10 protein-coding genes and 4 tRNA genes are annotated in these 13,497 nt (G+C 55.8%); 10 read left to right on the forward strand and 4 right to left on the reverse strand.

What is annotated here, in order from left to right; translation table 11 throughout:
* Nucleotides 1-8: 8 nt before the first annotated feature.
* Nucleotides 9-824, forward strand: coding sequence for an OmpA family protein (locus AR456_RS09400; RefSeq protein ID WP_081694576.1), 816 nt, complete (start codon nucleotides 9-11; stop codon nucleotides 822-824).
* 342 nt (nucleotides 825-1,166) lie between these two features.
* Here AR456_RS09400 and AR456_RS09405 read toward each other — a convergent pair whose 3' ends face one another.
* Nucleotides 1,167-2,081 (reverse strand): SH3 domain-containing protein, encoded by a 915-nt coding sequence (locus tag AR456_RS09405; protein WP_021817661.1) that lies wholly within the window; start codon nucleotides 2,079-2,081, stop codon nucleotides 1,167-1,169.
* 254 nt (nucleotides 2,082-2,335) lie between these two features.
* On the opposite strand from AR456_RS09405, the gene AR456_RS21270 reads away from it, so the two are divergent.
* The 5 genes from AR456_RS21270 to AR456_RS09430 all read left to right on the forward strand — a co-directional run bounded on the left by AR456_RS21270 (nucleotide 2,336) and on the right by AR456_RS09430 (nucleotide 10,125).
* Nucleotides 2,336-2,509 (forward strand): hypothetical protein, encoded by a 174-nt coding sequence (locus AR456_RS21270; protein WP_155829152.1) that lies wholly within the window; start codon nucleotides 2,336-2,338, stop codon nucleotides 2,507-2,509.
* 1,275 nt (nucleotides 2,510-3,784) lie between these two features.
* Nucleotides 3,785-5,746 (forward strand): TolC family outer membrane protein, encoded by a 1,962-nt coding sequence (locus AR456_RS09415; protein WP_021817659.1) that lies wholly within the window; start codon nucleotides 3,785-3,787, stop codon nucleotides 5,744-5,746.
* 144 nt (nucleotides 5,747-5,890) lie between these two features.
* Entirely contained in the window at nucleotides 5,891-8,092 is a 2,202-nt protein-coding gene (locus AR456_RS09420) for a type I secretion system permease/ATPase (RefSeq protein WP_021817658.1), read from the forward strand.
* On the forward strand, nucleotides 8,092-9,519 hold the full coding sequence (locus AR456_RS09425) for an HlyD family type I secretion periplasmic adaptor subunit (protein WP_021817657.1): 1,428 nt from the start codon (nucleotides 8,092-8,094) through the stop codon (nucleotides 9,517-9,519). The genes AR456_RS09420 and AR456_RS09425 overlap by 1 nt, the downstream gene beginning before the upstream one ends.
* Entirely contained in the window at nucleotides 9,520-10,125 is a 606-nt protein-coding gene (locus tag AR456_RS09430) for a response regulator transcription factor (protein WP_021817656.1), read from the forward strand.
* A gap of 92 nt (nucleotides 10,126-10,217) precedes the next feature.
* On the opposite strand, the gene mtnN is transcribed toward AR456_RS09430, so the two are convergent.
* From mtnN to folD, 3 genes are all read right to left on the reverse strand, one after another.
* Entirely contained in the window at nucleotides 10,218-10,958 is a 741-nt protein-coding gene (mtnN, locus tag AR456_RS09435) for a 5'-methylthioadenosine/S-adenosylhomocysteine nucleosidase (RefSeq protein WP_031207098.1), read from the reverse strand.
* Nucleotides 10,959-11,075: 117 nt separating this feature from the next.
* Complete coding sequence (locus AR456_RS09440; RefSeq protein ID WP_031207097.1) at nucleotides 11,076-11,543, reverse strand: S-ribosylhomocysteine lyase; 468 nt, start codon at nucleotides 11,541-11,543, stop codon at nucleotides 11,076-11,078.
* 110 nt (nucleotides 11,544-11,653) lie between these two features.
* Entirely contained in the window at nucleotides 11,654-12,523 is an 870-nt protein-coding gene (gene folD / locus AR456_RS09445) for a bifunctional methylenetetrahydrofolate dehydrogenase/methenyltetrahydrofolate cyclohydrolase FolD (protein ID WP_021817653.1), read from the reverse strand.
* Nucleotides 12,524-12,879: 356 nt separating this feature from the next.
* Between folD and AR456_RS09450 the strand changes: the two genes are divergently transcribed.
* The 4 genes from AR456_RS09450 to AR456_RS09465 all read left to right on the forward strand — a co-directional run bounded on the left by AR456_RS09450 (nucleotide 12,880) and on the right by AR456_RS09465 (nucleotide 13,339).
* Nucleotides 12,880-12,956: transfer RNA gene (locus AR456_RS09450), tRNA-Pro, on the forward strand.
* A 67-nt stretch (nucleotides 12,957-13,023) separates the two neighbouring features.
* A tRNA-Arg gene (locus AR456_RS09455) sits at nucleotides 13,024-13,100 on the forward strand.
* Between the two features lie 45 nt (nucleotides 13,101-13,145).
* Nucleotides 13,146-13,220: transfer RNA gene (locus AR456_RS09460), tRNA-His, on the forward strand.
* Between the two features lie 44 nt (nucleotides 13,221-13,264).
* Nucleotides 13,265-13,339 (forward strand) — tRNA-His (locus AR456_RS09465).
* Nucleotides 13,340-13,497: the final 158 nt, after the last annotated feature.

Below are 13,497 nucleotides of genomic sequence, written 5' to 3' on the forward strand. Positions count from 1 at the left end.
GAGTGACTATGAAGTATCTAGATTATTGCAGAACGATACTGGTGTTGGGGGGAGTCGGCTTGTCGCTCTTGAGTCTACAAGGTTGTGTCACCAGTGGGCATACTGGGGGGGAGAGCCCCCCCCAGGCCGGAGACGAAGAGCAAGTGATCTTTCCTGACCCTGAAGATGCATGGATGGAAGAGGGGACCTACGTCAATATCGAGAATCTGCGCAAGATGCAGGCGGGGCTATCCAAGGACCAACTCTATGATCTGCTTGGGCGCCCGCACTTTTCCGAGGGACTGGTTGGTGTGCGTAAGTGGAACTATATCTTCCAGTTGCCCACGGGGAATGGCCATTACATGACCTGCCAGTATCAGGTGCAATTCGATGCTGACATGCTGGCCGAGCGCATGCATTGGCGTGAGTCGAGCTGTGCCGCCTTGCTTGAGCCCCAAGAGAGCGAGCCGACCCGAATGACACTATCTGCCGATACGCTTTTTGATTTCGATAGCGCCCAGTTATCGCATGAAGGGCAGCAGCGGGTAGCCGATCTGGCCGGGCGTATTCGTGACGACTTCGTCGAGCCCAGCGTCATGGTCGTAGGCCACACGGACCGATTGGGCAGCGATGCTTATAATCAGGCATTGTCTGAGCGGCGCGCTGCCACGGTCCGTTCAGCCCTGGTCAGTAATGGAATCGCACCAATGACAATGCAGAGTCGCGGTGTCGGTGAACGTCAGCCAGTGACGCATTGTGAGGGGGATCGGAGCACGCCAGGGCTGAAGGCTTGTTTACGACCCAATCGTCGTGTCGATGTTGAGGTGAGTGGCGAAGCGCGCTGAACAATGACACTTCTACCCACGGTTGGGAAAGGTTGGGTAAGCTGTAGTAATCATGCTCAATTATCATGCTATAGCTGCCATCCTGTGCAGCTATAGTCTAGATGAATAACCTTTTTATTCTAGAAGGCTTCAGGAATTCAGAAGGCCTCAAAATGCAGGGCTCAGGCACCGGTATACCGCGTTCGGACTGTGTCAGAATTTCCATGGTCCGGCTGTTGGGAGCACGAGATTTTCTATACAGAACCTTCTTGCATTCGGGGGTATGCAAAACCCAACTTTCAAGCACTCTGATGGCTCGGAGGCGGGAATGCTGACGCTGATGAGTACGTCTGTAGTTTATGGTTATTCCAGCAAGCTGGACGATATCCAGCCGAGGCGCTGCTGCTGGGGAACATAGACTTGAGTCCAACCATCTGTGCTGCCCAGGACATGGAGAGCATCTCCCCGCTGCACCTTGCTGATGACATCATGCTCGGTGGATGTGCCGGCACGAATGTTGGCGACGCGGGGCTTGACCTCCCTGGATTGCAAGTGTTCAAGGCTGGACGCTATGTTGCTTGCAGCCACCTCATTGCCTTGCTGGGCTGACATTGCAAACCAGAAAACCGCCCAGGCATGATTTCGGTCGACTCCCTTCCCACGCGCATACATCGCGCCAAGATTGTTCTGCGCGTAAGGGTCGCCGGCTCGAGCGGCTTCCTGGTACCAGCGGATGGCAGTGGAATGGTCCTGTTCAACGCCGAGGCCGTTTTCATATAGTGACCCAAGGTTGTTCTGGGCGGGAATGACATCTTGCTCGGCTGCGGCTTCGAGCCAACGTGCCGCTTCTGCTGCATCCTGTTCAACACCTCGACCATCAAGATAGAGTAGTGCCAATTGAAACTGTGCCTGAGCCTCACCTTGTTCTGCTGCACGCTTATACCAGTGGGCGGCTGTCCTGGGGCTGGCATTCGCACCGTTGCCGTTCAGAGACTGCTCGGCGAGCTTCATCTGAGAGGGGAGGTGGCCTAAGTCTGCTGCCAGTTGATACCACTTGTGGGCTTCCTCGAGGTTCCTGGTGGTGCCCTGACCGCGCTCATACATGGTGGCCAGCCGGAACTGGGAATCGGCATCACCTTGTTCGGCAGACTGTCTCCACTCATAGATAGCGGAGGCGAAATTGCCGCGCTGATATTCGTCGACACCTTGCTCGTATCCAGCTATGGACAGGGATGCGTGGAGGCCAACGAGACCGACCATGACTCGTTTCCAATACATGATTATTCCCTTCTATTCCGGCCCACAGGCGCCGCGAGTAAAGTCTGTAGAGTAAGATGCATTATATGGTGCCGATAGTGCCTGTGTACCTATCACGAAGATATCCATTTGGCGTCGTTATCGACTGGTTGTAGTTAGCAGCTATCGGCATCAGTCTACTGGCTGTCCTGAGTGGTATTCTGTGAGGAGTTTTCCTGCTGTGCCTCCATACCTGAAGCTGTGGACGTGCTGCCAGTTAGCATGTTGATTCGCTGATGAGTCATGACACACATGACACCGGCATCATTCGTGAAGATGGGGTAGTTGGTGTCACAGTAGAGAGCCGCGGTATTCAGGGTGTTGAAGGCACGAATATTTGGGTCGGGCTGTGTCAGTCGAGCCAGGAAGAGCTCACCTTCAGGGCATTCCATGGCTTGTTCATCTGTTGAAGCGATGCACAATCGAGATTGATCCACCGTTTGGGACCATGGAGCGTCGGAAAAACAGCCTGTCAACAGCAATGGAGTGCAGAGAAAAAGTATCGAGCATTGCAGTGTGCGTGTCATGTTGTAGTTGCCTATAGATTTGTGAGTTCCCGAAAGGGAGGGTGGTATTTCGTTACCGGACAAGGTGCGTAAGACAGATGATAGTACGATGTGTAAGTCGGTTGGTTTTCAGCTTGTCGTTGAAAGCTCTTTATGGCCAAGGTACATACATCCAACCCATTGGGTCTCCCGTTTCTGTCATTCCAGGAAGGCTATGTAATAGGTGTTTTCAAGTTATCATGCCTTTGATAGCGGCGTCTCTCTGCACCTTGATAAGAGTCATGGCGGGCTCTTTAGTTGCTGCCCGAGATTTTAGTCTCTCGTCTAACCAATTTACCAATACTCACCCACGTGTCACTAGAAAAAGTACGCCAGATAATTGTGTAAGGATCCCCTCCTGATTCTGCACATCCACCCAGTCAATGTAAGTTGTGCTTGGGTGCTACTCAGTCTGGAGACTGATGTGGTCGTTTTCGTGGTCGTCCCTGAATTATTGTAGTTCTTTAGCTGTGGCTCCTGATGTGTAGTATGGGATTTCGTGATCGGTCAATATCCTGGGCTGGAAATTTGAACCGATGAAGCCACATGTGCTCCGCAGGGGTGTCGTGAAATCTTGTGCAAGACGTCACCTGTGTAAGGCTTCATCAGCCTCCAATCGCGCCCTGCCTGGCTCGCTAGTTCTTATGCCGAAGGATAAGTGCGCCCTCTTCAGTATGGTTTCCAATGCTCGAATTGATATTGATCACATGGCGACCCGGCTCGGGGGACGGTAATACAGCGTTCGCCGGGCAGCCACCGCCACCGCATTGCTAACTGCTCTGGCATCCCGAAGATCAGTTGTGGATCCAGACGCCGTAGGCCTATTGAAACTTAAGAAAAATTTAATCTTCTTTGACTATCCATGTTACTAAATGTGTTTTATTGTGGCAATGTTGTTATTGGCTGTGTGCTGAATGACGCTTTTTGTGCCTGAAAGACACATGGAGAGTATTCAGGGCGAGAGCAGAGGCGGAAATAGTAGCTGGAGTGAGAATCCGCGCCTGGATAGGAGGTGTCGTACTGGCTGCAAGCGCAGCATGGGCATCGGAAAGACATCAGTTTGATGTTGTCGGCCCAGTGTATCGGCACTAGTTTCTAATAATAGCCATATCGGCAAATGATAATATCAAGAGAACGCATATGAACCCTGAACTGCAAGGAGCAAGGTATTCGGTCCTGAAGCCTATCGTCGCAGCAGTGGCTGTTGGATCGATGATGGCAGTAGTCGCTGTGGCACATGCGCAGACACAAGCTCAGGGCCAGGCCCAAGGGACTCTTCCGCCAGGCACATCGTCGCCGGGTGCGACGACATTGCGTGATGTGGTAGAGCAGACCATCAATACCAACCCTGAAGTGCTTGCTGCCTGGAACGGCTTTCAAGCGTCCGGGTACGATTCGCGCGTGGCGTTTGGTGGCTTCCTGCCGTCGGTAGATGTCAGTGGTGGTGTTGGTCTGGAAAGTCGCGAAAACGACGGTCTTGGCAGTTATGACACCGACTATGCAGAAGTGTCTTTAACGCAAATGCTCTACGATGGCTTTGCCACCGCCAACGAGGTCGAGCGTCTCGATCGTGCCGAACTGGTGAGCTATTACGAGTTGCTGGGTGCCAGTCAGAATGCAGCCCTTGAGGCGACAGGGGCCTATCTCGATGTACAGCGCTATCGTCAGTTGGTTGGCCTGGCTCAGGAAAACTACCAGAAACACCTTACTGTCTTTCAACAAATCGAAGCTCGTGCCTTGTCGGGTGCCGGGCGTCGAGTTGACCTGGAACAGATTTCCGGGCGACTTGCTCTTGCAGAGTCCAACCTGATTACTGAAGCGTCCAACCTGCATGATGTGTCTGCACGCTTCCAGCGTCTGGTCGGTGAGCTACCGCCGCAGTCGCTGGCTGAGACTCCAGATCTCTCCACGAATCTACCAGGTGATGTGTCCGAGGCACTGCGCCTGGCCTACGAAGGTAACCCGGACTTTCATGCTGCAATAGAGAACATCGAGGCGTCTCGTGCGGCGCGCGAAGGTACCAGGGCTGCGTTTCAGCCGCGACTTGATCTGGTCGGTCGTGCCGGACGGTATCGGGACGGTGACAATGACGACGCACCTCCCGGCAGCGAACCAGAATCACATGAGGATCGCAGCAGTATCGAATTGGTTGCGAGTATGAATCTGTACCGTGGCGGCAGCGATCTTGCGTCCTTCCGTGCAGCCAGTGAGCGCGTTGAACAATCCGTCAATCTGCGCGACAAGGCTTGTGTTGACATCCGGCAGACCACCTCCATTGCCTACAACGACACCAGGCGCTTGCGGGACCAGCTCTCGTATCTCAATGAGCATCAACTGACCACTGACCGCGTACGACGCGCCTACAAGCAGCAATTCGATATCGGCCAACGCTCGTTGCTCGATTTGTTGGACATCGAGAATGAGTACTTCGAAGCCAGTCGCGCATACGCCAACGCACAGTACGATGTGGCGCTGGCCGATGCTCGCACTCTGGCCGCCATGGGAGACCTCCTCGAGGTACTGGATGTGCGCAAGAAGGGATTGCCATCCCTATCTGACCTCGGTAGTGACGGCGTAGAAATTTCGCCGGAGACGATCTGTCCTGCCATGGGGGCTCGGGCCTATACGGTCGAGGAACTGACCGGTAATACCCGTGCGCCGGATGTTGTGCTGTCTTCCGATACTCTGTTCGATGTGAATAGCTACGTGCTCAGCCCTGGCGCAATGGGGGAGCTGGAAGCGCTCGCTGGCCGTATTCGTTCCCGCTCTGACCTGGAACGAGTGTTCATTGCCGGCCATGCCGACATCACCGGGTCGGACGCTATCAATGATCCCTTGTCACGTAACCGAGCTGCTGCGGTGGGTGAGTACCTGGTTAGTCAGGGCGTGGATGCTTCGCTTATCGAGTCACGTGGTTATGGCTCCCATCGTCCGACTGCAAGCAATGATACCGAACAGGGACGACGTCAGAATCGCCGTGTCGAGATTACCCTGGAGCGAACAGGGGAGAACCTTGATCTCAGCATGAAGGGAAATGCCGGTAGTGACCCTGTGTCGTTGATCTGGGCGGAGACGAGTTCACGTCAGCCTGCCTTAGGTTGAGGTGTAAGACATCAGCTACCTCGGAGTGCCTCCGAGGTAGCTGATAGCTTTTGATGCTGCTGATTGCGTTGAGCAATTTCTCAGCGACTATGGTTGCCAATAACCAGGGTTTACTGCGACCAGGGTTCCGATAGAGAGGTGAGCGTGGAGCACTCTGATGTCGAGCAACACGACGTTCCAACGTCGACCGAGACGGAATCGGAGCACGTTGATGGTACAACCTCGTCGGTAAAGGATGAGCTGTTGGCATCATTGTTGACCGTTGCACACATCCACGACCATGACGTGAGTGCGGATTCCTTGACGGCTGGCTTGCCACTCGATGAAGGCTCACTAACGCCCAGTGTCTTTCCGCGAGCCGCTGAGCGAGCAGGTTTAACGGCGCGACTGGTGAAGTCGGGAATTGTTCGTCTCAACCCGGCGTTGTTTCCTGTTGTGTTGTTACTGGAAGCGGGCCGGACCTGCGTACTTCTCGACCTGGACCTACGTCAGCGCCAGGCGCGAGTGGTCTTTCCCGATCTTGGGCATGCCGATACCGAGGTATCGCTGGATGAGTTGCAGCAGCGTTACAGCGGTAGTGCGATTTATGTCCGTCCTCGCTTCCGGTTCGACGCGCGTAGCGACGATGTAAAGCGTGACACCTCACGTCATTGGTTCTGGGGTGTCATTCGTGAGAACCGGCGTTTGTACCGGGATGTGATTCTCGGCTCGGTAGCGATCAATCTGTTCGCTCTGGCGATGCCGTTGTTTGTTCTCAATATCTATGACCGGGTTGTTCCCAACCATGCCACCGAAACACTATGGGTGTTGTCGATTGGTGTGTTTGTGGTGCTGTGTTTTGATCTCGTATTGCGCCTGATGCGCTCAAGCTTTGTCGATCTCGCGGCAAGCCGCGCCGACGTCAAACTCTCGTCGAAGATCATGGCGCGTGTATTGGGCATGCGAATGGAAGCTCGACCTCAGTCCACGGGCTCCTTTGTGGCGATGCTGCAGTCCTTTGAGTCAGTACGTTCGTTCATTGGTTCGGCAACGGTCATCGCCATGGTGGACCTGCCTTTTGTGCTGATGTTTGTAGCGATCATCGGGATTATCGGGCCAGCACTGATCATACCTCTGGTAGCGGGGATCATCTTCATTCTGCTGTACGCGCTGGCGGCTCAGGGAAAATTGCATGACCTATCTGAAACAACGCTCAAGGTAAGTGCGCAGCGCAATGCGACGCTGGTTGAGTCAGTTGCTCAGTTGGAGACGGTCAAGGCACTGCGTGGAGAGAGTCGCGTGCAGGGCTCCTGGGAGCAGGCCAGTGCCTTTCTTTCCCGCACCGGTGCGCAACTGAAGTTTCTGGGGTCTTCGGTCACCAGTATTGCCCAATGGGTTCAACATACGGTGGGCGTCTGTGTGATCTTGATTGGTGTCTATCTCATTGTGGATGGCAGTTTGACTCAAGGTGGGCTGATTGCTGCCTATATGTTGTCCTCGCGTGCATTGGCACCCATTAGCCAGGCGGCGGCTCTGCTTGCGCAGTACCACCAGTCATCGACGGCACTTGAATCGCTCAATCGGGTCATGGAGTTGCCGGTGGAGCGTTCGGAAACGGGCTATATCGATCGGCCGGTCATCAAGGGTGAGGTCAAATTCGACAAGGTTAACTTTCGGTATCCGCAGGCCGAGAACGATAGCTTGCGAGATGTCTCGATGACCATCCAGGCAGGGCAGAAAGTGGCGATTCTGGGGCGTGTCGGGTGCGGCAAGAGCACCTTGCAGAAACTGTTGCTGGGCTTCTATCAGCCGACGTCCGGTGCGGTGATGGTCGACGACATCGATATCAGGCAGTTCGATCCGTTGCAGCTGCGTCGTCACATTGGCTATGTGCCTCAGGATGTACAGCTGCTGTATGGCTCACTCAAGGACAACATTATCGCAGGCGGCGGTAGTGAGGGTGTTGATGACGAACTTCTATTGACGGCGATTCGCGTCAGTGGGCTGGAGCCCCTGATCAGCAGTCACCCTCAGGGCATCGAGCTTCAGGTTGGTGAGGGCGGACAGATGCTCTCTGGCGGCCAGCGTCAGGCGGTGGCGATTGCTCGCGCGATTGTCCACGACCCGGCGATCCTGCTGCTCGATGAGCCGACCAGTGCCATGGATCATGCCAGTGAAGAGGCCTTCAAACGTAGCCTGAGCGAATACGCTCCCGGTAAAACGCTGGTGGTAGTGACTCACCGCACCTCGCTGCTGTCGCTCGTCGACCGCATCGTGGTTATCGATTCCGGCAAGATTGTTGCTGATGGTGATCGTGATGGTGTGATGGAAGCGCTGCGTAAGGGACAGATCGGGAGGGCCAGCTGATGGCGAGCAAGAGTGCAGAACAGCGTGGCTTCGAGGGTGTTGGCAAGGTATCACGGAAGGGCAGTAAGGTCTTCCGGCCTTTCATCGACCGCATCTTCGCTCGGCGTGTCAGCGGCGCTCATTTGAACCGAGATTGGGCCAGCGATACCGATTGGGCGCGTATGCAGCAGGATCCGCTGCGTGCGCGTCTGATGCTGTACACGGTGCTGGTGGCGATGGTGGTGCTTATTGTCTGGGCGTGTTTTGCGCCGGTGGACGAGGTCACGCGTGGGGTCGGTAGCGTGATTCCGTCCACTCAGTTGCAGCGTGTACAGAGTTTTGATGGCGGTGTGGTTGACGAGATTCTCGTTCATGAAGGCGACGCTGTGGAAGCTGGACAATTGCTGATGCGCATCGATTCGACACGATTCCTGTCAACCTTCAACGAGAATCGTGTTCAGGCGGAAGCGCTGGAGGCCAGGGCGGAACGCCTGCGTGCATTGGCAACAGGCACCCAGTTTCAACCCCTGGATGATTTGATACAGCGCGCGCCGAAGATAGTTGAGCGTGAACGAGATCTCTATAACAGCAGTATGGAGACACTCGACGAGCAACGTCAGATCCTGCGGGAGCGTCTCGAACAGCGTCGCGCTGAGCTCAACGAGGCAATTTCCAGACGCGATACAGCTGGTCGGGAGTTGGGAATGGCCAGTCAGGAACTCAATATGACACGGCCATTGCTGCAGTCTGGCGCAGTGTCCGAAGTCGAGATTCTGCGTTTGCAGCGTGACGTCTCGCGTGCCAGTGGTGAACGTAACCAGGCGGCGGCGCAAGTGTCTCGGTTGGAGTCGGCTATTGATGAGGCTGAGGGTGAGTTGCGGGAAGTGGACTCTCAGGCACGCACGGAATGGCGGCAGGAATTGACGGCGACGCTCGGAGAGTTGGCAGCGCTCGATGAGTCGAGTTCAGGTTTGCAGGATCGAGTTCGTCTGGCGGAAATCCGCTCTCCAGTGGATGGCCTGGTACAGCGCTTGACCATCAATACGTTGGGTGGGGTTGTGCAGCCTGGACAGGAGGTGGTCGAGATCGTACCGACGGACGATACTCTGGTCGTCGAAGCGAGAATTGCTCCTCAGGATATTGCTTTTCTGCGTCCCGGCCTGCCGGCGACCATAAAGCTCACGGCCTATGACTTTTCGATCTACGGCGGATTGTCGGCGCAACTCGAACATATCAGCGCTTCAACGACCACGGACGAAGAAGGAAATACCTTCTATCGCGTTCGAGTACGGACGGTGGAGAGTGAAGAGGAGACGGTAAAGGAAGCCTTGGATGTCATTCCGGGTATGACCGCTCAGGTGGATATCCTGACGGGCAAGCGCACCGTGATGCAATTCCTGCTCAAACCGGTGTTGAGGGCTTGGAGTAACGCGTTGGGAGAGCGCTGAATGGGTCGATTCCTTATCTATCAGGGCAGGAGTGAAGTGCCAGATTGGTCATTAGCCTTCCCTGAGATACAGGTGGTAACGCCGCAGTCGGTTGTTGAGCAGGTTGAAAAGGGAGACCTGGTCTGGGTAGTGGTCGAGAAGGGCGACTGGAGTGCCCTGTGTTCCAGGTTGAGCTCCGTGGGAGTGTTGGTTGCTGTGATGTCGTTCAACCCCGATTCTGCAGAAGCTTACAAGGCATTCAATTCAGGTGCCCGCGGTTACGTTCATGCACTTTCGTCCCCGGAGGTGCTGCGACAGGTTGATATCGTGGTATGCAATCAGGGGTACTGGGTCTGGCACGAGTTGATGGATAGCCTGGTGGGAGGGGTGTTCAAGGCCTTTGGTGGCGCTGATGGGGTACAGGATGACGTTTTGAAGGAGCTCACGGAACGAGAGCGTGATGTTGCGTTGTCGGTTGTCGAGGGGCGCAGCAACAAGGCTGTTGCACGGGAACTTGGCATCACCGAACGTACGGTAAAGGCGCATCTTGGCGCGACCTTTCGCAAGCTTGGCGTCAAGGATCGGATGCAGCTGATTCTGCGTCTGCGTTCTTCGCGTGAGCAATGAAATGCGGTGAATGTTCAGAACTGATTGCCCGGACAGCAAACGGCCCTGTGTTGATACAGGGCCGTTTGCTGTCCGGGGCGACGAATCAGGGGTCAGGCGCTCTGAAGGCTCGCATCATGCTGTTTGGCACTGCTCGCGAGATTGGCGACCATGGCACTGACCATGCGACTGGAGTGGTCTGCAGCCCTGTCGAGGAACTCCTCAAACGACAAGTGGTTGTCCCCCTGGCCGGCGATATCCGAGAGTGCGCGAATTACGACGAATGGACAGCCATACAGGTGACAGGTCTGGGCGATAGCGGCGGCTTCCATCTCTGCTGCCAGCATGGTCGGAAAGCGACTGCGCGTTTGCGAGACGAGATCCGGGCAGGCCATGAACACATCACCAGTCGCGATCAACCCTTCTACCACCCTGACTTCATTCATCGCTTCAATGCACTCGCGGGCGACTCTGACCAGTCGTTCATCCGGCAGGTAGGCTGCTGGCATGTTCGGCACCTGGCCGTGCTCATAGCCGAACACCACGGCGTCAACATCGTGATGACGCACTTCGCTGGAGACGACGATGTCGCCAATGTTCAGGCCCTCACCGAAGCCTCCGGCCGATCCCGTGTTGATGATCGCCTGAGGCTGGTAATTGTCCAGCAGCAGGGTGGCGCCAATGGCGGCATTGACCTTGCCGATGCCGGATTGCAGAAGAATCACCTCAACACCGTGCAGGCGGCCAACATGGAAGGTCGAGCCGACGTGAGTGCGAGTGATGACGTCTTCCATCTGGCTGGCCAGCTGAGCCACTTCCTGGCTCATGGCGCCAATGATGCCGATACGTTTGATCAACTGCAGGGTCTCCTGAATGTCTCGAGGCAGTGCGGGATTACACAAGTGGTGTTCGGTGTCAGAACGCTGTGCGAGACACCGAGCCGGGCCGGGGTATAGGTTCAGACAAGAGACTCAGGCAAAAACCTGGTCCCACTCGCCACGCTTGGCGAGCAACTGGCGCGCCAGTTGTTGGGCCCCTTCGAGACTGTGGCTGGCTGCCCAGCCGCACTGTACTTCATTGCATGCCGGCACGTCGGTGGCGGTGAGCACGTCCTCGAGAGTGTTCGCGATCAGGCGCAGAACATCGTCATAGTCATCATGGTTGATCATGGCGACATAGAAGCCGGTCTGGCAGCCCATCGGGCTGATGTCGACCACCTTGTCGGAGTGGTTGCGCGACAATTCAGCCATCAGATGCTCAAGTGAGTGCAGCGCCGGCATTTCCATGTGTTCTTTATTCGGCTGACAGATGCGCAGGTCGTACTTGTGGATGCGGTCGCCGTTCTCGCCGGTCTTGATATCTGCCAGGCGAACATAGGGAGCTTTCACCTTGGTGTGATCCAGGTTGAAGCTTTCTACGTTCATTTTCTTGTCACTCATGATGAAACCTCGCGAGACACTGGTGAGAGTGGGAAGGGGCGCCATTCTACTCAATGACGCCGCTTATCGCATCTACTGTGGTTCTCTCCATGGGGCGCTACTGGAGTTTGTCAGGACAGATGCTGTTCGGCGTCATGAATCTCTGCGGCCATCAGAGTATTCTCGAGTAGGCAGGCGACGGTCATCGGTCCGACTCCTCCGGGCACCGGTGTGATATAGCTGGCTCGCTCGGCAGCGGTATTGAAATCGACATCGCCCACCAGACGGCCATCATTCTGACGGTTGATGCCTACATCGATAACGATGGCGTCGTCGCGCACCCATTCTCCTTTCACCAGGCCGGGCTTGCCCACTGCCACGACCAGCAGTTCCGCGCGGCGGACGTGTTCCTCCAGGTCGCGTGTAAAGCGATGGCATACCGTTGTGGTGCAGCCGGCCAGCATCAGCTCGAGCGCCATTGGACGGCCGACGATGTTCGAGGCGCCCACTACAGTGGCATTGAGGCCGCGAACGGAAATGCCGCTGTGCTGCAGCATTGTAATCACTCCCTTGGGAGTGCAGGGGCGCAGTAGCGGCAAGCGTTGGGCGAGACGACCAAGGTTGTAGGGATGAAAGCCATCAACATCCTTGTTGGGTAGGATGCGCTCGAGAATCGGGCGAGGGTCGAGATGTTCAGGGAGTGGTAGCTGTACCAGAATGCCGTCGATGGCGGGGTCGGCATTGAGCTGATCGACCATCGTCTCCAGTTCCTGCTGGGTGGTAGTGGCGGGAAGCGTGTGCTTGACCGATGCAATCCCGGCTTCTTCGCAGGCCTTATGTTTATTGCGTACATAAACCTCGGATGCCGGGTCCTCGCCAACCAGTACCACGGCCAGCCCGGGGACACGTGCTCCGGCGTCGCGTCTCGCCTGAACCTGGCGCGCGACTTGCTGGCGGACGGAGGCGGCAATCGATTTGCCATCGATCAGTTGGGCGGTCATTGGCTTCCCTCGACAATGTCGGTAGTTCAGAAAATAGGTACAGGAAAAATTGGCCGGGAGATTTTCGCATGAGCGCAGGCTCAGGCAAAGGGCAACCGGTAAAAGCCACGCAGGTGTGAGGTGCGGAAAGGTTGGCGCGGGTTTGCGCTGCAAGCAGTGCTTCTATCTGTAAGCAGTGCTTCTATCTGTAAGCTGTGAGGAGTTGCCGGACGATCTCGGAGTTCGCTCCCTTCCCGCTAACCTCGGGCTGGAACAAACAAATTTCCTCATGTGCTTGACTCCAGGGCAAACTTCCGTAGAATACGCAGCGCTTGGCAAGGCCAGTAAGCGGTTGGCCAGGTAGTGCAGCAAGCCGGCGGGGTGTAGCGCAGTCTGGTAGCGCGCCTGCTTTGGGAGCAGGATGTCGGGGGTTCGAATCCCTCCACCCCGACCACAACTTGTTGTTTGGTCAGGATAAAATCTGATCTGGAGTTGTGGTCAGGCGTTCGGTTTTGTAGAATGCGCCCATAGCTCAACCGGATAGAGCAACGGCCTTCTAAGCCGTAGGTTGCAGGTTCGAGTCCTGCTGGGCGCGCCATGCAATGGTGTGCGGCAGGCCGGGCTAATCACAGGCACTGATATGGTGGATGTAGCTCAGTGGTAGAGCCCCGGATTGTGGCTCCGGTGGTCGTGGGTTCGATCCCCATCATCCACCCCATTCATTGTCCTGTGTCAGATTTTCAGGTGTTACCTGAGGTTATGGTGGATGTAGCTCAGTGGTAGAGCCCCGGATTGTGGCTCCGGTGGTCGTGGGTTCGATCCCCATCATCCACCCCATTTCCTCTTCCCTTCTGTAAGACCCTCTTTTTTGTCGATATTCCACCGTTGCACCATTTCGTGCGTTGGGTATGCTATTTGGCATCGCTCCGGTGTTTTTGCTTTCCTGGAATCCCTGTTTGATTGATGCTGTATTGCTCGGGTTTTGCATCCGGGCC

The organism is Halomonas huangheensis, assembly GCF_001431725.1.
In the GTDB taxonomy this organism is placed as follows: domain Bacteria; phylum Pseudomonadota; class Gammaproteobacteria; order Pseudomonadales; family Halomonadaceae; genus Halomonas; species Halomonas huangheensis.

Excerpts from the sequence above, each read along its gene's own strand:
- AR456_RS21270 (WP_155829152.1), top strand. The coding sequence starts at position 2,336 with ATGAGTCATGACACACATGACACCGGCATCATTCGTGAAGATGGGGTA.
- AR456_RS09425 (WP_021817657.1), top strand. The coding sequence starts at position 8,092 with ATGGCGAGCAAGAGTGCAGAACAGCGTGGCTTCGAGGGTGTTGGCAAG.
- AR456_RS09440 (WP_031207097.1), bottom strand. The coding sequence starts at position 11,543 with ATGAGTGACAAGAAAATGAACGTAGAAAGCTTCAACCTGGATCACACC.
- AR456_RS09405 (WP_021817661.1), bottom strand. The coding sequence starts at position 2,081 with ATGTATTGGAAACGAGTCATGGTCGGTCTCGTTGGCCTCCACGCATCC.
- AR456_RS09430 (WP_021817656.1), top strand. The coding sequence starts at position 9,520 with ATGGGTCGATTCCTTATCTATCAGGGCAGGAGTGAAGTGCCAGATTGG.
- folD (WP_021817653.1), bottom strand. The coding sequence starts at position 12,523 with ATGACCGCCCAACTGATCGATGGCAAATCGATTGCCGCCTCCGTCCGC.
- AR456_RS09415 (WP_021817659.1), top strand. The coding sequence starts at position 3,785 with ATGAACCCTGAACTGCAAGGAGCAAGGTATTCGGTCCTGAAGCCTATC.
- AR456_RS09400 (WP_081694576.1), top strand. The coding sequence starts at position 9 with ATGAAGTATCTAGATTATTGCAGAACGATACTGGTGTTGGGGGGAGTC.